Origin of the sequence: Pectobacterium odoriferum, from assembly GCF_009931295.1 — a bacterium.
In the GTDB taxonomy this organism is placed as follows: Bacteria; Pseudomonadota; Gammaproteobacteria; order Enterobacterales; family Enterobacteriaceae; genus Pectobacterium; species Pectobacterium odoriferum.
In genome coordinates this window covers 4,110,506-4,134,567 of record NZ_CP034938.1, presented here as the reverse complement: position 1 = coordinate 4,134,567, position 24,062 = coordinate 4,110,506, and the positions used below count along the sequence as shown (strand labels likewise).

Genomic DNA, 24,062 nt, shown 5'->3' with positions numbered 1-24,062 from the left:
CGGCCGGCTTTTTTCTGATAAGCTGTTATTTGTTACAGCTGTCAGTGATCAAGGACAAATCGTTAGTCGCTTGTTGTTTCAAAATTGTTAACGATTTTGTAAACTACAGCGGCAAAGACACGTCCCGGTGGAAGAGGGCGTTATTAAAAATGCACCCTAAATCTGAAAGACGATGGGTGTGACGTCACAGACCCGCCGGAAAACAATTAAGAGGTCATGATGAGTACTGAAATTAAAGCTCAGGTAGTGGTACTTGGTGGCGGCCCTGCAGGCTACTCTGCTGCATTCCGCGCGGCGGATTTGGGTCTGGAAACCGTACTGGTAGAGCGCTACGCCACGTTAGGTGGGGTGTGTCTGAATGTCGGCTGTATCCCGTCTAAAGCATTGTTGCACGTTGCTAAAGTGATTGAAGAAGCCAAGGCACTGGCAGAACACGGTATCGTGTTCGGTGAACCTAAAACCGACATTGATAAAATCCGCCTGTGGAAAGAAAAGGTCATTAATCAAATGACCGGTGGTCTGGCTGGTATGGCAAAGGGCCGTAAAGTTAAGGTTGTTAACGGCCTGGGCAAATTTGCTGGTGCTAACACGCTGGTTGTTGACGGTGAAAACGGCAAAACGACGATTACCTTCGATAACGCGATCATCGCGGCGGGTTCACGTCCAATCCAACTGCCATTTATTCCTCATGATGACGCGCGCGTATGGGATTCAACTGATGCGCTGGAGCTGAAAAGCGTTCCTGAGCGTCTGTTGGTCATGGGCGGTGGTATCATCGGTCTGGAAATGGGTACGGTTTACCATGCTCTGGGTTCACAGATCGACGTGGTTGAAATGTTCGATCAGGTTATCCCGGCTGCTGACAAAGATGTCGTTAAGGTCTTCACCAAGCGTATCAGCAAGCAGTTCAACCTGATGCTGGAAACTAAAGTGACGGCAGTAGAAGCCAAAGAAGACGGCATCTATGTGACGATGGAAGGCAAAAAAGCCCCAGCGGAACCACAGCGTTATGATGCGGTGCTGGTAGCCATTGGTCGTGTACCGAACGGCAAACTGCTGGATGTTGGTCAGGCTGGTGTGGAAGTTGACGAGCGCGGCTTCATCCACGTTGATAAGCAAATGCGCACCAACGTGCCGCACATCTACGCGATCGGCGACATCGTCGGTCAACCGATGCTGGCGCACAAAGGCGTGCATGAAGGCCACGTCGCTGCCGAAGTCATCTCCGGTAAGAAACACTACTTCGATCCGAAAGTGATTCCTTCTATTGCCTATACTGAGCCGGAAGTAGCATGGGTCGGTCTGACCGAGAAAGAAGCGAAGGAAAAAGGCATCAGCTACGAAACCGCGACCTTCCCGTGGGCGGCGTCTGGTCGTGCTGTTGCTTCTGACTGCTCTGAAGGTATGACTAAACTGATTTTCGACAAAGAAACTCACCGTATTATCGGTGGTGCAATTGTCGGGACTAACGGTGGTGAACTGTTAGGCGAAATCGGTCTGGCGATCGAGATGGGCTGTGATGCAGAAGATATCGCACTGACCATCCATGCGCACCCAACGCTGCATGAGTCTGTTGGTCTGGCCGCTGAAATCTTTGAAGGCAGCATCACTGACCTGCCGAACCCGAAAGCGAAGAAGAAGTAAGTTCTCTCGCGTTCGAATAGCGTGAATTCAATCCGGCACCTTTTATAGGTGCCGGATTTTTTTTGCCTGCTACTTCGCAGAATGCACCTTCCGTCCGTTTATTTTTAGCCGCGTCAATTACAATCAAACCTCAAAAAAGAAACGACGTTTTGTTTTTGAGGTTATGATGAATTTTAATACCTTACGCACCTCTGTCTGGCTGTTGACGGCTTTGCTGGCTAGCCCTTCACTGATGGCGAACGATATGAACCCTACAATTCAACCCGCGACGGATCAGGCGGTGACAGATGAAGGGCTTCCTTCATTCTATCCGCAGCTTAAGCAGCAGATGACCTACTCGGACTCCTGGCTATCTGGGAATTTTACGGATTTTCGCCAGTGGCAAGCCCAGTCGAGAAAAACGCTGCGTTCGCTGCTCCTGACGCCGGACTCCACCAAAGACTTTGCCCCACAGGCGATTGAAAAACAGGATCGCGGCAGCTACACGGCAGAGAAAGTTGCCTTTAATCTGACCGATGAAAGCCGAGTAGACGCGCTGCTCCTGACGCCAAAAAGCGCGGGGCCGCATCCTGCGGTAATCCTGCTACACGATCACGGCGCGAAGTTTGATATCGGCAAAGAGAAGATGATCAAGCCGTGGGGGAATGACGAACAGCTTGATTCCGCACAGGCGTGGGCTGATAAGTTTTTTACTGGCCGTTTTGTCGGGGATGAATTGGCGAAGCGGGGCTATGTAGTGCTGGCGGTGGATGCGCTAGGTTGGGGATCGCGTGGGCCGATCAAATATGAGCAGCAGCAGGCGCTGGCGAGCAATTTCTTTAATCTGGGGCGCTCGCTCGCGGGGCTGATGGCCTACGAAGACATGCGGGCAACGGATTTTCTGGCATCGCTCGAACAGGTTGATAAGCAACGTATTGGTGTCGTTGGTTTCTCGATGGGCGCCTACCGTGCCTGGCAGCTCGCCGCGCTGTCCGACAAGGTGGCGGCAACGGCGGCGGTGTCCTGGATTGGCACGTACGATGGCCTGATGACGCCGGGCAATAATGTGCTGAGAGGGCAGTCGGCATTCTATATGTTGCACCCGGGGCTACCAACACGCTTTGATTTCCCTGATGTGGCGAGCATCGCCGCGCCAAAACCGATACTGTTATTTAACGGCGGCAAAGACAAGCTGTTCCCGACGCAATCCGTTGAAGACGCTTACGCCAAAATGCACAAGGTGTGGCAATCCCAGCGGGCGGATAGCAAGCTGCAAACCAAGATCTGGCCTGAGCTGGGACACGTTTTCTATCAGGAGCAGCAGGAAGAAGTCTTTCGCTTTCTGGACCAGTGGCTAAAGCCCTAACTGGCAGTGCCTGAATTATAATAAGTTTTTTGATAACATCAGATGACTGATGCATTGCTAGCCTCTGCGTGCCGCGGCATTCAGGGGCTTTTTAATTTTACAGGGATGAAGTGATGAGGAAATATCTGGGCGTTTTAATCATGACGTTATGGCTGTCGGGCTGTAATGGAGAAGAAACGCTTCGCGAGGGGAAATATCTGATTGAGGATATTCGCGTGGTGTTTGATAACAGTAAACATCCTGAAGCCAATGAAAACAGAGATAACCTTCAGGAACATATAAAGCAAAACCTCAAGGGTATTAAAAACGACCTCTATTTTAATCTGACGCCGACGCAGGTGAGCTATTACAGTGCGGAGAGTGAATATACCGAAGAGATGAAAGATAACCGTATACAGGTAAACGGTATGTGGCACACGCTAAAAATCACCGGGAAAAACACGGTTCAGTTTGTATCGGATAAAAGTGCTGCCTGTGCGTTTTATTATTGTGAAATCACCATGGTCTTGAAAAAGACGGAAGAACAGTCACCCGGTTTACTCAAAATCCAGCAGCGTTTTGAAGAACATAAAAAAGCCTATCAGGCGTGGCTTCTTGAAGAGAAAGCGGTATTTAATCGCGCGCCGATGGACGATTTCCCCGGCATCCCCTTTTATCCCAAAGATGACTTTACGATTAAGCTGCCGTTTGCCATGTTTGACAAGCTGAGCCTACGGGAACACGGGACTTATGTGCGCAAGATGGGGCGTCTACTCATCGACCGGGAAAATAAAGACACGCAGATCTACACCTATCGTGATAAGCAGAATAACACCGACGTTGACCTGCTTACCGTTAGCGCGGCAAAAGAGGATTTTAATCTGGCATCGTGGCTGGAAGGGCAGAAGGGCGTGTTGTTCCAATCGGAAAACGGTGCGGCATACGATAATCAACAGGGAAAATTGGAAGCAGTCTATTTTCAATATGATGAGGCTAAGCAACGCTACTTTATCGGGTTAGCGAATGCTGAGGACACCGCCGCGTTAGCCAACGCGTTTGCCGTACTGCGTACGATGGATGAGCGTTACCGTGGCGAGCAGGCATTGTCGATGTACGATCTGGCATTATCTCAGCCGGAATTGGAAGCGAAGTATGGCGTAAAGATCGCTGACGAGTTTGCGATTGCAGATATGCATAAGGCGATCTGGAAAGCACTCGAACAGCGCATGGAAAAGCCTGAGCGCTTTATTAAACGGAGCATGTCAAAAACGCGCATTGAAATACGGTTCCCGTCGGAAGTGTTTAAGTACGATGTTTATTTTAAGGTTGCTCCCGAATCCATTCCTGAGCTCATGGCTGAAACCAAAGAGATCGTTCCTGAAGGTAAAGAAGTTGATAACGTTTTTATTTATGGTGACAGCGCATTTGTCGGCTATGAATACGATGTGAATGTGGGAAGCGGGCTCACATTACAATTTTTAGTCCCGAAAGATGCAGGGACGCCGCTGGAACGCCTGATGTTTCTGCATGTATTACGTCAGCTTGATGTGACGCGTTTTCCAGCTATTTCTGCACAAGAGAAAAAGAACCTGTTTACGTATGGCGAAGCGACATCTTTTAAAAACAACCTTGATAATCGCTACTTCAAGGTAGAGGAAGGTCTCATCGACAGCACGGGCAAGCTGATTATCAAGAATCCTGATGAGGGCTATTTCGATTTTAAATATCGTGCTCCCCATATACTGGCAACCCACTATAAACCACTGGGGGAAGGTAGCTATTCCAGTGAGCCGGGCGTGACGGTCTTTGATGAAAAAGGGAAATGGCTTTCCCATCAGGCAGATTGAGTGGATATCGCGACGTGCTGATACTGGCGCTGACGATAGTAAATTTATCGACAGCGCCTGCAGCAGAGAACCGTTATTGCGGTTTTAGTCGTGGAAAATTAAAACAACAGCCCCAGCAAATAGCGCAGATCGCCTTCCTGCCGTAATGCGCAGCGATCGGCGATCTGGTTGCTGTCGAGGTGCGCCAGCGAGCCGATGGTTTGCTGCAATTTAGCACGCAGATCGGTGGGGCGTGCCGAGGTTTCTTGACGTGTGGTGCGCTGGATTAGCGTGCTGCCGTTACGCAGATGCAGCGTAACCTCATGAAAGCGCGCCTCTGGGTCAAGTTCATCGGGTGGTGCGGTTTCATCGGCACGGCGTATGACGCGATTCGCCAGCGCAGCGATGTTTTTTTCAACCGGAGCTTCCGAGAAATGCGCCAGCTTCAGTTCCCCTTCAATCAGCGCCGCTGCAATCACATATTCCAGACTGAACCGGGCTTCTACGCCGTTTGTGGCATTACGGATAAAGGGAGCAACATCGCCACCCGGCGGGAAGGTCACCGTGATATGTTCGATAGCGTCGGCCAGATCGGCATCCGCACCCTTCTGCTGATGCCACTGTTCCCGCAGCGCAAACGCGGCTTCGGCGGCGCTGTGGGTGCCGCCACAGGTTGGGTAGCGTTTGAATTCCAGACCGGGAGAAAGCATACGCCACGGCGCTCCCCAGTTTTCAACCAGCAACTCCGGCTGTTGTTTTTGATCGCCATGCGCGGCAAGAAAGGCGTCAATCACCTGCTGTTCGTTGCCCTCAAAGCCCGCTAAGCACAGTTTGACGGCGGTTAGTCCTGCTCTGGCGGAAAGCCCGGCGTGTAGCGGTTTGACCGCTGAACCAAACTGCGCCCGCAGCCCGGCGGCTTGTGTAGCAGCCAGACCAAGAATAGTTTGTGTCTGCACCACCGACGCACCAGCCAGACGTGCAGCGGCAGCGGCGGCGGCGATAGCGCCGAGCGTAGCCGTGTTGTGGTAACCGAGGCTGTAATGACGCGGGCCGCATGCCAGCCCGATTCTGCCTGCGGCTTCCACGCCGATCACATATGCCGTCAAAAATGCCTCTTCCGTGACGGAGGGATCTTCTGCGGCAAGGGCAAACAGGGCGGGCAGAATGACGGTGCTGGGGTGGCCGCGAAACGCCGGATGATAATCGTCAAAGTCCAGTACGTGACCGGCATAACCCAGGATCAGACTACGCGTCAGGCTGTCTGTGTCGCTGAATACCTGCTTTAACGGCGCGAGCCCGCTATCGGCAATCGCACCCTGTACGATGGGGAGCGCGGTGGAGATGAAATCAGTCACCCCGTCACGGGCGGCATCAATCGCTTCTCGATTGGGTTCGCTATGGATGATGTGGTGGGCAAGCGTTGCAGTGATATCAGTCTGATTGGTCATGAGTCGTCATGTGTCGCTGGCAGAAAAATACTAATTTACTGTGCATCGCTGAATAGCGATTAATAACCAAACGGAATAATAAATTCCATTTGGTTATTAGTGGTTCAGAATCAGAAGCGGTCTTTTAACTGCCCCGGCGTAATACCGAATGCACGGCGCAGAGCGGTGGCAAAGTTGGCGGGGCTGTTGTAACCCGCGATGCTGGCCGCCTGCGCAATGCCGATGCCGTCTTTCTGCAAGGCCAGCATGGCGCGCTGCAAACGGCAATTACGCAGGTATTCAAACACGCTCATATTAAACGTCTGTCGGAAATGACGTTGCAATGTACTTTCGCTCATGTTGACGCTTTTAGCGATTTCACTCATCGACAGATGGTCGGCGCTGCCGCTTTCCAGCATATCTCTGATCTGTTGAATGCGATGGTAGCTGCGCAGGGTAACACCGCTGCTTTTCTCCTGCGCCACGCTGGCGGTCAATGAAGTAAACGCCTCGATAATCAGGCTCATACACTGCATTTCCAGATAAAGGCGCTGGAGCGGCGTTTGGCAAGGTTCAGCGTCCAGCGTTTGTAAGGCAATCGCTAATGCCTGTCGGGACGGTGTCCACAAGTGTGTCGCCAGGTGAGTCTGTGTGAAATCGTGGATGGCCTGCCAGTCGCCAACGGTATCCAGCATATTGCCGTACAGCCATTCTCTGTCGAACGTCAGCGTAATCGTTCGCTCATACTCATCACGCTTGCCGATGCGGGTAAACATTGTCGGCTCTGTCAGCGCAATCAGCGAGGCCGGCTGGTTCTCTCCCAGATGCAGTTCCTGATGACCAAATGAGATATGCGCATTGCCACTCACCACGATGGCCAGCTTGATCGCGCCATCCAGCAGATTTTGGGTTTTCATGTTGTGGCGATTAATCACATCCGCGGTATGCAAGATCAGATGCGGGTTGAGCTGCACGACAGTGAACGACCCGAATAGCACTGGCGTGTTATCGATCAGCCGAGGGCCGATAAAACGGTAATTGTTCGCGACCAGACTCGATTGCTGAACGATGTGATCTTTATAGATTGGCTTTGATGACTGAGTGAAGCTGCGCACGTGATTACCTACCTGATTAAACCCTTCGACCTGCGCCTTCCATTTTGATGCTTTGGCAAAACATTTTGCTGCTAGAGCAAACCCCGTCCTGAATGACAAATGTAACAATGACCGCGTCAAAATGGTAATGCAAATACTTCTCAATAGCATTTTTCGTTGAGGACGTCACATTGCACGATAAAGGCATTTTCCATTTCCGGCAATGCGGAGAAAAGGGCTGATTGATTACACACAGCATTTCATAACAACACGACGTGATGCTATTGGCATGACGCTTCTCCCCGATAACCGCCACGTTTGCGCGTTTTATCTCCGCCGTTATTCAGCGTTTTGCTGATTGTCGTTAGGTGTCGCTGTACCGGCTGCGATGTTGATCCTTTTTCAGGCTACTTATTCATTTCTTACAGGGCAGGATAATTTTGATGAAACTACCACAATCGCGTCGTTATCTGGCGACGCTTATTGGCGTTAGCTGCGGGATGACATCGTTTCTGAGCGCTGCGCAGACCGCGCCTTCAACAGAACCTGCCCCACAGGTGCAGAGTCAGGCCGAAAGTAAAGCATCGGGCGATACGATGGTGGTGACGGCCGCTGAGCAAACCCGTCAGGCTCCGGGTGTGTCGGTGATTACGGCTGAAGATATCAGCAAGCGTCCGCCTGCTAACGATCTGTCCGATCTGATTCGCACCATGCCGGGCGTCAATCTGTCCGGTAACTCAACCAGCGGCCAGCGCGGTAACAATCGCCAGATCGATATCCGCGGCATGGGACCAGAAAACACGCTGATTCTGGTGGATGGCAAGCCCGTGTCGAGCCGTACGGCGGTGCGTTACGGCTGGCGCGGCGAGCGCGATACCCGTGGTGACACCAACTGGGTGCCTGCCGATATGGTCGAGCGTATTGAAGTGCTGCGCGGCCCAGCGGCGGCGCGCTATGGTAACGGTGCAGCGGGCGGTGTGGTCAACATCATCACCAAGCAGCCGAGTCAGGAATGGCACGGCACCTGGAACACCTTCTTGAACGCGCCGGAGCATAGTTCGGAAGGCGCAACCAAGCGTACTGATTTTAGCCTGATGGGCGGCCTGACCGACAGCCTGAGCTTCCGCCTGTACGGCAACCTGAATAAAACTGAGGCTGATGCACGCGATATTAACCAAGGGCATCAGTCCGCACGCGCGGGCAATCAGTCAGCTTCACTGCCTTCCGGACGCGAAGGGGTGCGTAATAAAGATATCAATGGCCTGTTGCGCTGGGATATGACCGAGCAGCAGTCACTGGAATTCGAAGCGGGTTCCAGCCGTCAGGGCAATATCTATGCGGGCGATTCGCAAAATACCAACACCAACCCGCTGGTCGTGAGTAATTATGGCAAGGAAACCAACCGCATGTACCGCCAGAACTTTGCGGTTACGCATCGCGGCTACTGGGACAGCGGCGTCAGCTCTACGTCGTACCTGCAATATGAACGTACGCACAATACCCGTATCCTTGAGGGACTGTCTGGTGGTTTAGAAGGGATTTTTGATACGACGAGTCCGAACCAATATGGCACGATAAAGCTGGATAACTTCACTGCACATAATGAAGTGAATATTCCGCTGAATGTCTGGGTCGATCAGGTGCTTACGTTCGGGGTTGAGTGGAACGAGCAGAAGATGAAAGATCCGGTCTCGAACTTGCAGACGACAACTGAAGCGGGCAGTGTGGGTTCGCTTAGCAGCAGTGGCCGTAGTGAAAAATCCGCTGCTCGTCTGGCTTCTGCCTTCGTGGAAGATAACGTCCAACTGACGGACAGTACCATGTTGACACCGGCACTGCGTGTCGATCATCACAGTACGGCAGGCACCAACTGGAGCCCGTCGCTCAACCTGTCGCAGGAACTGGGTGACGACTACACGCTGAAGTTAGGTATCGCCCGTGCTTACAAAGCGCCGAACTTGTACCAGACTAACGAGAATTATCTCCTTTATAGCCGTGGACAGGGCTGTGCTGGCGGCACCTCTTGCTACCTGATCGGCAATGAAGACCTGAAGGCGGAAACCAGTCTGAATAAAGAGATCGGTCTGGAGTTTCACCGTGATGGGCTGATCGCTGGTATCACCTATTTCCATAACGATTACCGCAACAAGATTGAAGCAGGCAACAATGTCATCGGCAAAGCGGTGGGTGGAACCAATGCCCAATATGCTAATGCCAATATCTTCCAGTGGGGCAATGTACCGAAAGCCGTTATTCAAGGGTTGGAAGGTAACCTGACCGTTCCCGTCACGGAAACCATCAACTGGCGTAACAACCTGACCTGGATGCTGGAATCGAAAAATAAAACCACGGGCGATTATCTGTCGATTACGCCGGAGTTTACCCTGAACTCATCGGTGGACTGGCAGGCGACGGAGAGCCTTTCCTTCCTGGCTGATGTAACCTGGTATGGTCGCCAGAAGCCGAAGAAATATAACTACAAAGGTGAGCGCGTAACGGGTAGCGCAACCAATGAGTTAAGCCCTTATGCGCTGTTCGGGTTAAGCAGTACCTATAAGTTTAACAAGAACCTGAGCGTGACCGGCGGTGTCGATAACCTGTTTGATAAACGCCTGTTCCGCGCGGGTAATGCGCAGGATGTGGTGAACAATAACGTGGTTACCATCGCGGGTGCGGGTGCGGCAACCTATAACGAACCGGGACGGACTTTCTTTGTGAACGTGAAGACGTCGTTCTAAGTTCTCTACCCGTCATACTTAATCGCGAACGCCACGGGAAATCCTGTGGCGTTTTTATTGCGGGATTCCGTCTATGCCGTTTCGTGTCGCGGCTATCAGGGACAGAAAATGCCTTTTAAGGTGGCGACGATTTTCTCCACGTCCTGATTTTCGATGCGGTAGTACAGCGTTTGTGACTCGCGCCGATAGCTAATCAACCCTTCTTCACGCATTTTTGCCAGATGTTGCGAGAGAGCAGACTGGCTTAGCGGGATGTGTTCAAGCAGCGCGCCAACCGACATTTCACCCTTCTCGATAAGTAAGCAAAGCACCAGTAGCCTGTTCTCGTTGCCAATCGCGCGCAGCATAGCCGCTGCTTTTGCTGCACCGTCCTGCATGAATTCCCGATCCGAATTGCTCAACGCCATGTTCCTACCATCCTGCGTGACTGACTAATTTAGTGATACCTAATGTATTGAGTTTATCATACCCCGGCCTTGAGCGAGGATATGACTGACATCGATAAAACAGCTTATTATGGAGCCAGCGCGATGCGGCCTGCGGTTTACAAGAGGGGCGTTCCCCCCTAGAATAGCCCGACATCCTTTCCTGAATCTGCTGCTGCAGGAAAAACAACCTTCTCTCCGAAACGGGAGGAGCGATTTTTTGTTTTTCTAGGTAGCACCATGTCTACATTTACTCGCTTACAAAAACGTTTATCCCGTTTGGGGATAGACACCGATTACCAACATTCTATTTATCATCTCCGCAGGCAGAATGCAGAAGCGCAGGTTCTGTTGCCGGACACGTTGCCGCTGGAAGAAAAAGCGGTTCAGCAACTGCTGGATTTCGCCTCGGTACACCTGCCGGGCAGCGATGCGCGCGTTTGTGCTGCACGCGCGACGCCGGATTTCCATCCCGGTACGCTTGCACCCGTCGGCAGCATTGTCGCTACAACGGAGAACTTCGTTATCCCTGCGGCAATTGGGACGGATATCAATTGCGGCATGCGGTTGCTGACGACGGGCGTGCATCATACGGATGCGGACGAGCACAAATCTGCACTGATTCAGGCGCTCAAAAACACATTACTTCTGGATCGGCGTGATGTTCCCGTTACGCCAGACTCGTTTTCCGCGCTCTTTGACGAGGGGTTGTCCGCGTGGCTGGCGGCACTGCCTCAGCAGGGGCTTTGGCAGGATGTGGACTTCCGACGGCTGGCGGCGGAACTTGCTTCCATCGCCGGAATCGATGCGGTTCGTGCCGATAGTCGGCATGCGCCTGAGCCGTTTTTTGCGCCTCGCGAGATACTTCGACCTTCCAGTCTGGGCACGGTAGGGTCGGGTAATCATTTCGTTGAGCTGCAAATTGTCGATGCCGTGTTGGACAGGCATGCGGCGTATCAGGCTGGCGTGCAGGAAGGCGAAGTCGTGGTGATGATTCACACCGGTTCACGGGACGTGGGCTTTTATGTCGGTCAGCGTGGGATCGATAAAGCGCGAGCCTGTTGGCCTGCGGGAGAGAAATATCCGGCATCAGGCCTGTTTGGTCTGGTTGATGAGCAGGCGACGGATTATATGGAAGCCATGGGCGTCGCCGCCCGCTATGCGTGGATCAACCGGATCGTGCTGACTGAACTGATTCGTTCCTCTTGGAAGCAGGTGTTTACGCGCGATGCCAGCAAGCTGGTGGTCGATCTGTCGCATAACATTATCCTGCCGGAACACGGAATGAACCTGCATCGTAAAGGCGCGACGCCCGCCAAAGCCGGGGAGTTTGCGCTGATTCCCGGTTCAATGGGGGACTACTCTTATCTCGTTACGGGGAAAGGCAATCCCGATTGGCTGTGGTCGTGTTCACACGGCGCGGGGCGTGCCGAGCGTCGGCAAAGTATGCGTAACAAGGTCGATACGGCGAAGCAGGCAGATACGTTGCCCTGGCAGTGTATTACGCTGAAGGATGAGCGCCTGCGGGAAGAAGCGCCAGCGGCCTATAAGCCGGTTACGCCCGTGATTGATATTCAGGAACAGTCGGGGTTGATTCAACCCGTAGCACGACTGCGCCCGTGGCTGACGTTTAAGGCCTGACGTGACCCACTCCTGCGGGAATTGATTCGATATTCTTTGTACTAAAAGTGACGGCCCAATCGGCGAGTTGTCGATTGTGCCGTGTGTTTTTCGTTGCCAAAACCCGTTTATAGGGCATCTGTCAGAGGAATAAACGCAGCAAATTAGGGCTTTTGTTTGATGACGTTATTGGCACCGCTAGAAGAGAATTTCGGTTCTGTACCTCCCCATAAGAGGCGGTTGCTGATGCCATTGAAGGAGACAACGGCGGGGCCTTTAAAATCGAGGTCGAGATGATGTTCCGTACCCGTCACGTTCACCTTTGCTGGCTTATCCTCAGCAAGGATGTGAGTGTGGAGCGTGTTTTTATGCGCGGCGACGGTTAGATTGCCCGTCGATTGACCCGTGACGGCAATCTCTGAGCCAGTCACGGCCAGCGAGGTAGCGGAATCGAATGTGATTTTGTGCTCGGAGCCCGTGACGGAAATATTGGCACACTTGCCCGTTAGTACGATGTTATTGCTGTTGCCTGAAATATTGACATCATTGCCATGACAAGGAATATCGCGTGTTAAACCGATACCCTCCAGCTCGATAGGGGCGGCATAGACGGATGCGGTGAACGTGAAAGCAGTGGCGAAAACCATTGGCAGATACCGTGTTATCTTCATGGTGCTTTTTCCTGTTATCAAAGAGGTCATCCGGCATCGTTGCCGTGAAGGCTCCTATCATCGGTTAACACTTTTCCTGACTCTATTGCGAACATTCTGATTATTGCTACGCCATCTAGCGATGATTAATCACGCTATATTGTTAAAAACCTACCTATTATGTGGTTAACTCAGCATAGTTAGTGTGCGCCGTCAGGGACATGCTATTCTGCTGATGTCGGCATTTTTCAGTGATAGTGAAATTGGGCACATAGCGTAGTTGAATAAAAATTAATGTTGCTATTATGTGAACGAATTAACAATCAATTCAAATCCTGATATGCTGACGAGGCTGGACCGGACACTCTACTACCTTACATCCACACGCTGACACCCAGGCATGGACACCACAAGCGGGAACAAGAGCGCCGGGCATAATGAAGACAATGAGAGCGAGGAGAACGTCGTGCTAGAAGAATATCGTAAGCACGTAGCCGACCGGGCTGCGCAGGGGATTGTTCCTAAACCGTTAGATGCCACGCAGATGGCCGCGCTGGTTGAGTCACTCAAGAATCCCCCGGCGGGCGAAGAAGAAGTATTGCTTGATCTGCTGATTAACCGTGTCCCTCCCGGCGTTGATGAAGCCGCCTACGTGAAAGCCGGTTTTCTGGCTGCCGTCGCCAAAGGTGAAGCCACTTCCCCATTGGTCACCCAGGAAAAAGCGGTTGAGCTGCTGGGCACCATGCAAGGTGGTTATAACATCCATCCGCTGATTGATGCGTTAGACAACGACAAGCTGGCACCGATTGCCGCAGAAGCGCTGTCTCACACGCTGCTGATGTTTGATAACTTCTATGATGTCGAAGAAAAATCGAAAGCAGGCAATGCGCACGCTAAGAAAGTGATTCAATCTTGGGCTGATGCCGAGTGGTTCCTGTCCCGCCCGAAACTGGCGGAAAAAATTACCGTTACCGTCTTTAAAGTCACCGGTGAAACCAACACGGATGACCTGTCCCCGGCACCTGATGCTTGGTCACGCCCTGATATCCCGCTGCACGCGCTGGCGATGCTGAAAAACGCCCGTGAAGGCATCGATCCCGATCAGCCTGGCGCGGTAGGCCCGATCAAACAGATCGAAGAACTGAACAAAAAAGGCTTCCCGCTGGCTTACGTCGGTGATGTTGTCGGTACAGGATCGTCGCGTAAATCGGCAACCAACTCCGTGCTGTGGTTCATGGGTGAAGACATCCCTCACGTTCCTAATAAACGCGGTGGTGGTGTGGTGCTGGGCGGTAAGATCGCCCCGATCTTCTTCAACACGATGGAAGATGCTGGTGCGCTGCCGATCGAGGTGGATGTGAACGATCTGAATATGGGTGATGTGATTGATATCTACCCGTATGAAGGTGAAGTGCGTCGTCATGACACCAATGACGTGCTGGCGACGTTTGCGCTGAAGACCGACGTATTGCTGGATGAAGTCCGCGCCGGTGGCCGTATTCCACTGATTATCGGCCGTGGACTGACGTCCAAGGCGCGCGAGTCACTGGGCTTGCCGCACAGCGATGTGTTCCGTATTTCCAAAGCGGTTGAAGCCAGCAAAAAAGGCTTCTCGCTGGCGCAGAAAATGGTGGGACGTGCCTGCGGCGTTGAGGGCATTCGCCCTGACGAATACTGCGAACCGAAGATGACCTCTGTAGGTTCACAGGATACCACTGGGCCGATGACCCGTGATGAGCTGAAAGATTTGGCTTGTCTGGGCTTCTCCGCCGATCTGGTGATGCAGTCGTTCTGCCACACTGCGGCCTATCCGAAGCCGGTTGACGTGACCACGCACCACACGCTGCCAGATTTCATCATGAACCGTGGCGGCGTATCGCTGCGTCCGGGCGATGGGGTTATCCACTCCTGGCTGAACCGCATGCTGCTGCCGGATACCGTTGGTACGGGCGGTGATTCCCATACTCGTTTCCCTATCGGGATCTCTTTCCCTGCGGGTTCTGGGCTGGTGGCGTTTGCTGCCGCGACGGGCGTGATGCCGCTGGATATGCCGGAATCCGTTCTGGTGCGTTTCAAAGGCAAAATGCAGCCGGGCATTACTCTGCGCGATCTGGTTCACGCCATTCCGCTGTATGCCATTAAGCAAGGCCTGCTGACCGTTGAGAAGAAAGGTAAGAAGAACATCTTCTCTGGTCGTATTCTGGAAATCGAAGGTCTGCCGGATCTGAAAGTTGAGCAGGCGTTTGAACTGACCGATGCCTCGGCGGAACGTTCTGCGGCTGGCTGTACGATCAAGCTGGATAAAGCGCCGATTATCGAGTATCTGAACTCCAACATCGTGTTGTTGAAGTGGATGATCTCCGAAGGCTACGGCGATCGCCGTACGCTGGAGCGCCGTATTCAGGGCATGGAAAAATGGCTGGCCGATCCGCAACTGCTGGAAGCCGATGCCGATGCTGAGTACGCGGCGGTGATCGACATCGATCTGGCCGATATCAAAGAGCCGATCCTGTGTGCGCCGAACGATCCAGACGATGCACGCTGGTTGTCTGACGTGCAGGGCGAGAAGATTGATGAAGTCTTCATCGGCTCCTGTATGACCAACATCGGTCACTTCCGTGCGGCAGGTAAACTGCTGGATAGCCACAAAGGCCAACTGCCGACCCGCCTGTGGGTTGCGCCGCCGACCAAGATGGATGCGGCACAGCTGACGGAAGAAGGCTACTACAGCGTGTTTGGTAAGAGCGGCGCGCGTATCGAGATCCCAGGCTGCTCACTGTGCATGGGTAATCAGGCGCGCGTAGCGGACGGTGCGACGGTTGTTTCCACTTCGACCCGTAACTTCCCGAACCGTTTGGGAACCGGTGCCAATGTCTATCTGGCGTCTGCCGAACTGGCTGCGGTGGCTTCGCTGCTGGGTCGCTTGCCGACCTCGGAAGAGTACCAGACCTACATGTCGCAGGTGGATAAAACCGCGCAGGACACCTATCGCTATCTGAATTTTGACCAGTTAGGTCAATATACCGAGAAAGCCGATGGCGTGATCTTCCAGACAACGGTCTAACTCGCTATAGTTCGCATCCCAACATTGAAGGAGGCCTTGTGCCTCCTTTTTTTATGCGCCATCTCTGCTGGAATTGGCATACGGGATTGTGTGCATCTGCAACATGAAAGGTGAAGGTGCATCACGACGGTAGAGTGTAGAGGCGACTAGACTGAACAAAGGAAACATAACAGTGAGGATGGCATCATGGACTATGAATTTTTGCGGGATGTGACGGGCCAAGTCATCGTTCGTATGTCGATGGGACATGAAGCGATCGGGCACTGGTTCAATGAAGAAGTGAAAGGCCAACTGACGATATTGACCGACGTTGAAGACGCCGCGCGTTCCGTCGCAGGCAGCGAGCGGCAGTGGCGGCGCGTGGGCCATGAATACACGCTGTCGCTGGATGAAGAAGAAGTGATGGTGCAGGCAAATCAGCTGTCTTTCACTACGGATGAGCTGGAGGAAGGCATGAGTTATTACGACGAAGAGAGCCTGTCTTTATGCGGTCTGGATGATTTTCTGACGCTGGTGGAAAAGTATCGCGATTTCGTCCTGCATTGATCGTGTTGGTAACACGATCGTTTTTTGGTCACCGCGTTATTTTGGTAACACCACCCGACGGGCGGGTGGTGTTTGCTATCAATCAGCCAAGATCGGCATGACCAAAGCGTGCCTGCCAGTCATGATCGAACCGGTTAAGCGCATCTTCAACCGCAGGATCTTGCAGGAACAGTTCAGCAACAGCAGGGTCGACGGTAATCGCCCGACACCCCGCCAGCAGGCAGTCCAGCACCTGACGCGGTGTGCGAAAGCTGGCTGCCAGCACCTGAGTTTGTGGGCAGTGCAGGTTAATCAGGGTTTGCAGTTCTTTCACCAGCGCAATCCCATCGCCACCTTGCGCATCAATGCGGTTGACGTAAGGCGCAATGTAGCTCGCTCCCGCCAGCGCGGCATAAAACCCTTGCCCCGCACCGTATACGGCGGTGCCGAGGGTGGGAATATCCAGTGCTGTCAGCTGTCTGATGGCACTCAAACCCGCATGCGTTACCGGTACTTTGACGACCAGAGAAGGAATCACCTCCCTGAGCTTCAACGCCTCTTCCACCATCACGTCAGGATCGCGCGACATTACCTGAGCAAACAGCTGTCCTTCTGTGCCGATAACAGCCTGCATGTCCCGTAGCACGCTATAAATATCGGATTTTCCGCGTGCGACAATACTCGGATTGGTGGTCACGCCTTTAATCGGCAACACGCCAGCGAGTCGTTCTACTGCGGCTACATCCGCCGTATCTAAATAGAATTCCATCATTTCCCCCGTTAACTAAAATCGGTCTGTCGGATGACATTCATCATGCGGGCTTAGCGCACGATAATACCCAGTAGAATTCCCACCGCGCCGAAATCGGAATCGCTGAACGTGGTGTTCGCCAGTCCGATACTGCCCAGCACTGGCAGCAGGAAAACAGGCAGGAAGGTAATCAGCAGTCCGTTGGCAAAAGAACCTAAAATCGCACCGCGACGTCCGCCGGTGGCGTTACCGAAAACGCCTGCCGCCGCGCCGACGAAGAAGTGTGGCACCACGCCGGGAATGATCACCGTCATGCCCAGCAGGTAGAGTAGAACCATTCCGATTACCCCAGCCGCAAAGCTGCTCAGGAAGCCGACCAGAACGGCATTCGGAGCATAAGGGAAGACGACAGGACAATCTAATGCGGGTTTAGCATTGGGGACGAGTTTGTCAGAAATGCCTTTAAACGCAGGCACGATTTCCGCAATAACCATCCGCACCCCTTGCAGCACGATGTACACGCCAGCCGCAAAGGTAATGGATTGGATCAGCGAAAACATGAACCAGTTTTTCCCACCGGCATTCATCGTTTTCACCGCTTCGGGGCCGGCAAACAGACAGGTGAAAATGAAGATGAAAAACATGGTAAAGGCAATGGCGACCGGCGTATCACGCAGGAACAGCAGGCTCTTCGGTACTTCCATGTCCTCCGTTGATTTCTCTTTATTACCAAACTTGCTGCCGATAAAGGCCGACAACAGCTGTGATATTGCAGAGAAGTGACCAAAGGCGACGTCATCCGAACCTGTTACTTTCTTCATATACGGGTGAATAATGGCAGGGAACAGCACCATCGATACCCCAACCACCAGCGATCCAACGGTAATCAGCAGCACGCCTTTCATACCCGCCGTTGCCAGAATCACGGCAACCATCATCGACATAAACAGCGTGTGGTGGCCCGTCAGGAAAATGTATTTCCACGGCGTAAAGCGGGCGATTGCGATATTAATGACCATCGCGAAGAACATGATCATTGCCATCTCGGTGCCGAAGTTTTTCTGGGCAACGGCAACAATGGCTTCATTGTTAGGCACCACACCAGCGATACCAAACGCATGGTGGAAAATCTGGGCGAAATCTCCCAGCGAGGACACGATCAGGCTTGCGCCTGCCCCGAGGATCAGGAAACCCATTACGGTTTTCACGGTTCCCTTGATGCATTCCGTGGCGGGTTTTTTCTGGGCAATCAGGCCAATAAGCGCAATCAAACCGACCAATATTGACGGTTCAGACAGCACATCGCTCATTAAAAAACGGAAGAATTCCATTTTGGATCTCCTGCTTATAAGGCACCAAGTTCTGTCAGGGCGACCGACAGGCGCTCTTTCATCGCCACTTTGTCGATCATGTTATTCAGGGAAACAATTTTTCCCCCTACCGCCTGTGCGACGAGCTGATCGGCAATATCTTTTGTGCCGACAAAAATGTCGCTAGCCGTGCCTTTTGCCGAACCTAAGTCCACGTGATCCACGTCAGCAACCACGCCGAGTTCTTTAACAATATTTTTAATGCTCATTTCCATCATCAGGCTAGTACCAAGGCCGTTACCGCATACGACTGTAATTTTCATAATGTGTGTCCTCTGGTGGCAATTAATAACGAGAAATAACGGAAAGCACCTGTTCTATTTCCGCCGCGTTAATTAACGCGGCGACGTCATCAGGTGTGTCGAACAACTGCGCGAGCTGTGAAATAATATCGATATGGCTATTACTGTCCGTGGCGGCCAGAACAATCAGTAAATGCACAGGGTCGTTGCCTTCAGAATGGAAGACCACGCCGTCGCGAATCAGCGTCAGGCTGACAGCGAGCTGGTTCACGCCGTCTTCTGGGCGAGCATGCGGCATGGCAATCCCAGGGCCGACGACATAGTAAGGACCGATGGCCTCATGAGAGCGGTAGATTGCCTCAACATAGGTGGATTCAATCGAACCGTTATCCAGTAAAGGCTTACAGGACAACGCGATAGCGTGACGCCAGTCATCACAGGCAGGTAAAATCTGAACAACGTCTGGTGTTAGTAAAGTGTTAAGCATTAGAGTCACCTCTGTATCATTCTGAACGCAGGATAGTGTGCCAGCATCGAAAATAATGTGATTAACATCTAAAAAGATAGCGCTAACTGATATAGCTATCATTAACTGTGACCGGCTTAGCACAAGCGGGGCCATTATTTGTTCCCCCGTGTTGTCACAGGCACACTATGAACGGCGATGACACGGCGTGAATGGCGCAGTAGAAATCAGGGTGTTCGCACGTTGCTTACCCCTTCACGCTAGCCTGAAGGCAATGACGTAACAGGCTGTTATCGCGACCGTGCGATGAGAAAAATGACGAATGGAGAGGAAGTGAGCATGCGTAAGCGTCGCAGTACCGGTAAGGTTACGCTACAGGATGTCGCCGACTACGCGGGCGTAGGGACGATGACGGTATCACGCGTGATGCGCAAACCCGATCTGGTCTCTGAAAAGTTACGCAGCAAAGTGGAACTGGCCGCCAGAGCATTAGGCTATGAACCCAATCAAGAAGCCAGCCAGCTTACCGAGAGCACCCATCGCGTAACGCTACAGGACATCGCGAACCATGCCGGTGTCGGCGCCATGACGGTGTCCCGCGCGTTGCGGGAGCCCGGACTGGTTTCTGATGCCACGCAGAAGAAAATCAATGACGCGATAAGAACGCTGGGCTATGTACCGAATCAGGCAGCAGGCGCACTGGCATCAGCCTATCAGCCCGCTATCGCGGTGCTTTATCCTTTTCAGCAAGATCGCGCCAGCGTTCGTTTTGTGCAGGCGCTGCAACAGGCGGTGGGCAAATACAACATTCCGTTAATCATGGGCTGCCATGAATATCGCCAGCATACCGAAGCGGGGATGGTCGAAAAACTCTTGCAGCAACGTCCAGCGGCGTTGGTGCTGTTCAGTGCGCAACTCTCACAGCGAACTCAGGACATCATCCAGGCCAGTCATGTCATTACGGTGAATGTTTCCGGCGCTGATGTGCTGAGTGCAAATATCAATATTGATATCGCCCTTGCCGACGCGGCGGAGCAACTGACGATGTCGCTGCTGGAAAAGGGATATCGTCACGTGGCTTATATTGGCGCTCATACAGATAACCGTTTGCAAAAGCAGCAGTTGAATGGCTGGAATAAAGCCATGCTGGCGCACTATCACAATGCGGATCTGAAAATTACGATCCCGGAAGCACCCAGCCTACAATTTGGCCGCTATGCGATGACTGAATTGCTGCAAAACCAGCCGGAGCTGGATGCGATTATCTGTAGCCATGAGGAAATTGCGCTGGGCGCGCTCTTTGAATGCCAGCGCCGCCTGATGAAAGTCCCTTACGATCTGGCGATTGCCTGTCTTGATGGTTCCGAACAATGTGAGCACACGTTCCCGGCGCTGACCGCGATGCGGCTTGACTATGAAAAGTTGGGGGCTGAGGTCGGGCGTCTGGTGCTTGCCATGATGGATAACGACGATCACCCGCCCGTACTGGAAAAGGTGAAATTTATCTTTGAGCCCCGCGCCAGCAGCTAGCAGGGATCTGAGCAAGCCTGCATCTTTCTCATGCAGGCTTGCCACACGCGACGTGATTAGCTGCCTGCGTCGACGTGCTTATCGTCGAAGAAGTAGTCTTTGACGGATTCCGGCTTGTTTTTAATCGCCCCAACGCGATGCAGGAATTGACCCAACTGCAAGGTTTTGTGCGGCGTCACACTGAACGACACTTCCGGACTTTTCAGAATGCCCAGCAGCAGTTCGCGATCGATACGCGATTTAGTCACGCGAATAAAGGCGTCGGCGGCCTCTTCGGGATGCGCACTGGCGAAATCTGCCGCTTCCGCGATAGCGTTAACGAAGGCGCGGTAGGTCAGTGGATTGTCTTTGCGGAATTTTTCAGTGGCGTAGAGCACGACCGGCGAGTTCGGTCCGTCAGTGACCTGATAGGAATTCAGGATGATATGTGCCTTAGGGTTACCTGCCAGCGCTTGTTCCTGAAACGGAGAGTTGGAAAAGTGTGTGGTGATTTCCGTGCCGCCGCTGATAATCGCGGCGGTGGCCTCTGGGTGTGGAATGGCAACCTGAAGTTTATCCAGACGATTGTAGGCTTTATCACCCCACAGTTCGGCAGAAGCCTGTTGCAGGAAACGTGACTGGACAGAAACGCCTACAGCAGGAATGGCGATGCGATCTTTGTCCGTTAGATCCGCAATGGTTTTGACGTTGGGATTATTACTGATCAGGTAATAAGGGAAGTTACCGGTCGCTACCACCGCACGTACGTTCTGACGGCCCTTGGTGCGATCCCACAGCGTGAACAATGGCCCAGTGCCTGCCCCAGCGATATCTACCGAACCGGAGAGCAAGGCATCGTTCACCGCTGCACCACCGGAAAGTTGTAGATACTCGACCTTGATATCCAGCCCTTCTTCCTTGCCATGTTTCTCAATCAGCTTTTGATCCTGCGCGACATTCAGCAGCAGGTAAACGATCCCGAATTGCTGCGCGATGCGCAGCTGTCCTTCCGCCTGTGCCAGCGTTGGCAGACTGAGTCCCGACAGTAAAACCGCGCTGGCTACTGTCAGACCAAGCCATTTACGACGTAAAGCGTTCCCAGAATGAAGAGGGCGAGTGGTATTGCTTTTATTATTCATAATGACCTGTCCATCAATAGGTTAGGGCTGTGTGCAGCCTGATAAAAGATAAGGATGAAAATATCGACTTTCTGAGAGTAGGGAAGCGCACGGTGCTTGATAAAGAGTTTTTTGACATAAGCTAGACGGGGAATGTAGGGGGAAAAAATTTATTTTCTTTAATTAACTTGGTTTCTTCTGAACATTGTCTCGCCAGAGAAGACGCAACTATGATTGGAGTGCTTATCTTTTTGTTTTTTATCTATAAATAATGATTTTTTCCGTGTTGTTGTGCGATGGCACGCTATTCACACTTTATTCGAGATTAAGAAAGATAAAAACGTCGGATAACAATATGCCGCTTTCCTCATTTACTTAGCGATAATTTATCTAGATCGCCACATTGCCGGGGGAATGTAAAATCCCCGGCAGTAAGAGAAAATATGCCTGGGCGATGTTACATATTTGAATACAGGTTCATGATCATTCCCCCGCTGATAATTAATACCATAGAAAAGAGGGCTGGGAGATCCGGTTTCTGTTTGTAGAGCAACATCGAAATAAATGTCACACCAATGATGCCAAAACCACACCATAGGGAATAGGCAATGCCTACGGGCAAATAGCCCATCGCACGCGTTAACGAAAAATAGCAAAGGCAGTAAGCGAAAATCACGATAACGGAAGGGGAGAGCTTTTTAAATCCATCGGTTTTTTTGATCATTGACGTGCCGGTGATTTCCGAACTAATGGAGAGTGCCAGCCAGAGGAATCCGTTTAGCATGATGGGTATCCTTATTTCTCATGAATAATTTTTGTGTTTAATGGCGGATTTTGGGTGCTGCTCGTTAGCATCTCGGATTGTTCATCCTCGCCCATTTTAGAGAAGAGATTCATGATGGCTATGCCCGTGGCAATCACGGCCATCCCAATGATGGCGGGGATATCGGGACGTTGGCCGTAGAAAACAATACTGAGTGTTGAAACCAATAAAATGCCTGTACCCGACCAGGTTGCATAGGCTAACCCCACAGGAAGATGTTTTACGGCTTTTGATAGTGAATAATAACAAACACAGTACAGCAGAATAATAACAGCCAATAACGCTATTTTTGTCATTCCCTGACTATTATCAAACATTTTTAACGTAGAGGTGGCCGATGTTTCTGACAAAATGACTAATAACATCCAAAGCCATGAGCGCTTTCTGAGTGACATAATATGACTCCTGATTTATTGGGTATTAAAAATGTGTTCTCTTGTTGTACGGCGAGGGTTATTTTCTACTGCTATAGGCTTCTCTTTAATGACGAACCAGCCGAATATCGATATCAAACTCGGAAAAGAACATCTCCAGACGATGCAGTTCTTCCTGGCTATAGCTGGGATCGTTTTTGATGGGGTAAATCATGCCCAGCTTTTCGTATTTTTTGCGGCCTAGTTGATGGTAGGGCAATACGTCGATGCGCTTTATATTGCCGTGCTCTGCCAGCGTTTGAACATAATGAATGGCGCTGGTCACCGCATCGTACGAATCGTTATAGCCGCGAACGAGCGGCATACGAATGACGATATCGGCTCCCAGCCTGACCAGATGTTCCAGATTGCGCCGTATATTCTCATTCCCTATGCCGAACAGCGCTTTGTGCTGCTGGGTATCAATGTGTTTGATATCAAAAAGGAATAAATCCGTTACGGCGGCGAGCCTACTGTAGTGGGACTTCAGGGTCGTGCCCTGTGTCTCTACTGCGGTATTAATCATCATGCGCTTGCAGGCGGTGAGCAGTTCGACGGCGAAATCCGTTTGTAGGCTCATTTCCCCACCGCTGAGAGTGACGCCGCCGCCGGAGGACACATAGAAAGGATAATCCTGCATGATGATTTCCATCAGCTCGGTAACCGTCATCTCTTGCCCTATGACATCCAGCGCGCCGGACAGGCACACTGTTTCACACTTCCGGCAGCCAATGCAGTTTGCCGTGCGATCGAGATGATGGCGCTGCTGGCCGCTGCTGTCTGCCCGCATGCGGTGAACGCCCGTAGGGCAAACGTCCACACATTTGCCGCAGTTTACGCATTTATCCTGAGAGATCATGAGTTGATAGGCGTTGCTGATCCCCTCTGGGTTAGCGCACCAGGGGCAACGGATATTGCAGCCCTTCATAAAAATCAGCGTGCGGACGCCATCCCCGTCGTAGATTGAATATTTTTGGATGTTGAATATTCGCCCTGTGGTTGTCTGTGCGGATTCCATGCTTGTATCTTCCTC

General features: G+C 52.1%; 20 protein-coding genes. 8 read left to right on the top strand and 12 right to left on the bottom strand.

What is annotated here, in order from left to right:
• Positions 1–219 precede the first annotated feature (219 nt).
• The 3 genes from lpdA (at position 220) to EO763_RS18630 (ending at position 4,815) form a co-directional block, all read left to right on the top strand.
• Positions 220–1,644, top strand: coding sequence for a dihydrolipoyl dehydrogenase (gene lpdA / locus EO763_RS18640; RefSeq protein ID WP_161530443.1), 1,425 nt, complete (start codon positions 220–222; stop codon positions 1,642–1,644).
• Between the two features lie 166 nt (positions 1,645–1,810).
• Positions 1,811–2,989, top strand: a complete 1,179-nt coding sequence (locus EO763_RS18635) for a dienelactone hydrolase family protein (protein WP_161530442.1) — start codon at positions 1,811–1,813, stop codon at positions 2,987–2,989.
• 113 nt (positions 2,990–3,102) lie between these two features.
• Complete coding sequence (locus EO763_RS18630; protein WP_161529846.1) at positions 3,103–4,815, top strand: hypothetical protein; 1,713 nt, start codon at positions 3,103–3,105, stop codon at positions 4,813–4,815.
• Positions 4,816–4,913: 98 nt separating this feature from the next.
• On the opposite strand, the gene EO763_RS18625 is transcribed toward EO763_RS18630, so the two are convergent.
• Together EO763_RS18625 and EO763_RS18620 are read right to left on the bottom strand one after the other, a co-directional pair.
• Positions 4,914–6,242 carry an MmgE/PrpD family protein gene (locus EO763_RS18625; RefSeq protein ID WP_161529845.1) on the bottom strand — a complete coding sequence of 443 codons (1,329 nt, stop codon included), beginning with the start codon at positions 6,240–6,242 and terminating at the stop codon, positions 4,914–4,916.
• Between the two features lie 110 nt (positions 6,243–6,352).
• Positions 6,353–7,336: a helix-turn-helix transcriptional regulator gene (locus EO763_RS18620; protein WP_161529844.1), complete on the bottom strand. Its 984-nt coding sequence runs from the start codon at positions 7,334–7,336 to the stop codon at positions 6,353–6,355.
• Between the two features lie 422 nt (positions 7,337–7,758).
• Between EO763_RS18620 and EO763_RS18615 the strand changes: the two genes are divergently transcribed.
• Complete coding sequence (locus EO763_RS18615; protein WP_161529843.1) at positions 7,759–10,053, top strand: TonB-dependent siderophore receptor; 2,295 nt, start codon at positions 7,759–7,761, stop codon at positions 10,051–10,053.
• Between the two features lie 95 nt (positions 10,054–10,148).
• Here EO763_RS18615 and EO763_RS18610 read toward each other — a convergent pair whose 3' ends face one another.
• Positions 10,149–10,460 carry an ArsR/SmtB family transcription factor gene (locus tag EO763_RS18610; protein ID WP_010300450.1) on the bottom strand — a complete coding sequence of 104 codons (312 nt, stop codon included), beginning with the start codon at positions 10,458–10,460 and terminating at the stop codon, positions 10,149–10,151.
• 258 nt (positions 10,461–10,718) lie between these two features.
• Here EO763_RS18610 and EO763_RS18605 point away from each other — a divergent pair, with 258 nt between their 5' ends.
• Positions 10,719–12,119, top strand: coding sequence for an RtcB family protein (locus EO763_RS18605; RefSeq protein ID WP_161529842.1), 1,401 nt, complete (start codon positions 10,719–10,721; stop codon positions 12,117–12,119).
• Positions 12,120–12,262: 143 nt separating this feature from the next.
• Here EO763_RS18605 and EO763_RS18600 read toward each other — a convergent pair whose 3' ends face one another.
• A complete protein-coding gene (locus EO763_RS18600; RefSeq protein ID WP_161529841.1) occupies positions 12,263–12,769 on the bottom strand; it encodes a DUF3060 domain-containing protein in 507 nt (168 codons plus the stop codon).
• Positions 12,770–13,214: 445 nt separating this feature from the next.
• Between EO763_RS18600 and acnB the strand changes: the two genes are divergently transcribed.
• Together acnB and yacL are read left to right on the top strand one after the other, a co-directional pair.
• Positions 13,215–15,812, top strand: a complete 2,598-nt coding sequence (acnB, locus tag EO763_RS18595; RefSeq protein ID WP_161529840.1) for a bifunctional aconitate hydratase 2/2-methylisocitrate dehydratase — start codon at positions 13,215–13,217, stop codon at positions 15,810–15,812.
• Between the two features lie 186 nt (positions 15,813–15,998).
• On the top strand, positions 15,999–16,358 hold the full coding sequence (gene yacL / locus EO763_RS18590) for a protein YacL (protein WP_039470104.1): 360 nt from the start codon (positions 15,999–16,001) through the stop codon (positions 16,356–16,358).
• Positions 16,359–16,440: 82 nt separating this feature from the next.
• Here yacL and fsa read toward each other — a convergent pair whose 3' ends face one another.
• Genes fsa through EO763_RS18570 form a run of 4 tightly spaced genes read right to left on the bottom strand, consistent with a single transcriptional unit; the run spans position 16,441 to position 19,187 of the window.
• Complete coding sequence (fsa, locus tag EO763_RS18585) at positions 16,441–17,106, bottom strand: fructose-6-phosphate aldolase (RefSeq protein ID WP_161530441.1); 666 nt, start codon at positions 17,104–17,106, stop codon at positions 16,441–16,443.
• A 53-nt stretch (positions 17,107–17,159) separates the two neighbouring features.
• The gene (locus tag EO763_RS18580) at positions 17,160–18,419 is read right to left on the bottom strand and encodes a PTS ascorbate transporter subunit IIC (RefSeq protein ID WP_010300423.1); all 1,260 of its coding nucleotides are present in this window, start codon (positions 18,417–18,419) and stop codon (positions 17,160–17,162) included.
• 14 nt (positions 18,420–18,433) lie between these two features.
• Positions 18,434–18,721 carry a PTS sugar transporter subunit IIB gene (locus EO763_RS18575; RefSeq protein WP_039490785.1) on the bottom strand — a complete coding sequence of 96 codons (288 nt, stop codon included), beginning with the start codon at positions 18,719–18,721 and terminating at the stop codon, positions 18,434–18,436.
• A 22-nt stretch (positions 18,722–18,743) separates the two neighbouring features.
• On the bottom strand, positions 18,744–19,187 hold the full coding sequence (locus EO763_RS18570) for a PTS sugar transporter subunit IIA (protein WP_161529839.1): 444 nt from the start codon (positions 19,185–19,187) through the stop codon (positions 18,744–18,746).
• A gap of 318 nt (positions 19,188–19,505) precedes the next feature.
• On the opposite strand from EO763_RS18570, the gene EO763_RS18565 reads away from it, so the two are divergent.
• Positions 19,506–20,696, top strand: coding sequence for a LacI family DNA-binding transcriptional regulator (locus EO763_RS18565; RefSeq protein WP_161529838.1), 1,191 nt, complete (start codon positions 19,506–19,508; stop codon positions 20,694–20,696).
• A gap of 56 nt (positions 20,697–20,752) precedes the next feature.
• Here the strand turns inward: EO763_RS18565 and EO763_RS18560 are convergent, their stop codons facing one another.
• The 4 genes from EO763_RS18560 to cutD form a co-directional block, all read right to left on the bottom strand.
• Entirely contained in the window at positions 20,753–21,814 is a 1,062-nt protein-coding gene (locus EO763_RS18560; RefSeq protein ID WP_161529837.1) for an ABC transporter substrate-binding protein, read from the bottom strand.
• Between the two features lie 436 nt (positions 21,815–22,250).
• Positions 22,251–22,577: a DMT family transporter gene (locus EO763_RS18555; RefSeq protein WP_039490789.1), complete on the bottom strand. Its 327-nt coding sequence runs from the start codon at positions 22,575–22,577 to the stop codon at positions 22,251–22,253.
• Positions 22,578–22,588: 11 nt separating this feature from the next.
• Positions 22,589–23,011: a DMT family transporter gene (locus EO763_RS18550; protein WP_039490790.1), complete on the bottom strand. Its 423-nt coding sequence runs from the start codon at positions 23,009–23,011 to the stop codon at positions 22,589–22,591.
• An 85-nt stretch (positions 23,012–23,096) separates the two neighbouring features.
• Complete coding sequence (cutD, locus tag EO763_RS18545; RefSeq protein ID WP_039490975.1) at positions 23,097–24,047, bottom strand: choline TMA-lyase-activating enzyme; 951 nt, start codon at positions 24,045–24,047, stop codon at positions 23,097–23,099.
• Positions 24,048–24,062: the final 15 nt, after the last annotated feature.

What these genes read in the sequence shown, in the direction of transcription:
- lpdA (WP_161530443.1), top strand. Translation starts at nt 220, where the DNA reads ATGAGTACTGAAATTAAAGCTCAGGTAGTGGTACTTGGTGGCGGCCCT.
- EO763_RS18635 (WP_161530442.1), top strand. Translation starts at nt 1,811, where the DNA reads ATGAATTTTAATACCTTACGCACCTCTGTCTGGCTGTTGACGGCTTTG.
- EO763_RS18630 (WP_161529846.1), top strand. Translation starts at nt 3,103, where the DNA reads ATGAGGAAATATCTGGGCGTTTTAATCATGACGTTATGGCTGTCGGGC.
- EO763_RS18625 (WP_161529845.1), bottom strand. Translation starts at nt 6,242, where the DNA reads ATGACCAATCAGACTGATATCACTGCAACGCTTGCCCACCACATCATC.
- EO763_RS18615 (WP_161529843.1), top strand. Translation starts at nt 7,759, where the DNA reads ATGAAACTACCACAATCGCGTCGTTATCTGGCGACGCTTATTGGCGTT.
- EO763_RS18610 (WP_010300450.1), bottom strand. Translation starts at nt 10,460, where the DNA reads ATGGCGTTGAGCAATTCGGATCGGGAATTCATGCAGGACGGTGCAGCA.
- EO763_RS18605 (WP_161529842.1), top strand. Translation starts at nt 10,719, where the DNA reads ATGTCTACATTTACTCGCTTACAAAAACGTTTATCCCGTTTGGGGATA.
- EO763_RS18600 (WP_161529841.1), bottom strand. Translation starts at nt 12,769, where the DNA reads ATGAAGATAACACGGTATCTGCCAATGGTTTTCGCCACTGCTTTCACG.
- yacL (WP_039470104.1), top strand. Translation starts at nt 15,999, where the DNA reads ATGGACTATGAATTTTTGCGGGATGTGACGGGCCAAGTCATCGTTCGT.
- fsa (WP_161530441.1), bottom strand. Translation starts at nt 17,106, where the DNA reads ATGGAATTCTATTTAGATACGGCGGATGTAGCCGCAGTAGAACGACTC.
- EO763_RS18580 (WP_010300423.1), bottom strand. Translation starts at nt 18,419, where the DNA reads ATGGAATTCTTCCGTTTTTTAATGAGCGATGTGCTGTCTGAACCGTCA.
- EO763_RS18575 (WP_039490785.1), bottom strand. Translation starts at nt 18,721, where the DNA reads ATGAAAATTACAGTCGTATGCGGTAACGGCCTTGGTACTAGCCTGATG.
- EO763_RS18570 (WP_161529839.1), bottom strand. Translation starts at nt 19,187, where the DNA reads ATGCTTAACACTTTACTAACACCAGACGTTGTTCAGATTTTACCTGCC.
- EO763_RS18565 (WP_161529838.1), top strand. Translation starts at nt 19,506, where the DNA reads ATGCGTAAGCGTCGCAGTACCGGTAAGGTTACGCTACAGGATGTCGCC.
- EO763_RS18560 (WP_161529837.1), bottom strand. Translation starts at nt 21,814, where the DNA reads ATGAATAATAAAAGCAATACCACTCGCCCTCTTCATTCTGGGAACGCT.
- EO763_RS18555 (WP_039490789.1), bottom strand. Translation starts at nt 22,577, where the DNA reads ATGCTAAACGGATTCCTCTGGCTGGCACTCTCCATTAGTTCGGAAATC.
- EO763_RS18550 (WP_039490790.1), bottom strand. Translation starts at nt 23,011, where the DNA reads ATGTCACTCAGAAAGCGCTCATGGCTTTGGATGTTATTAGTCATTTTG.
- cutD (WP_039490975.1), bottom strand. Translation starts at nt 24,047, where the DNA reads ATGGAATCCGCACAGACAACCACAGGGCGAATATTCAACATCCAAAAA.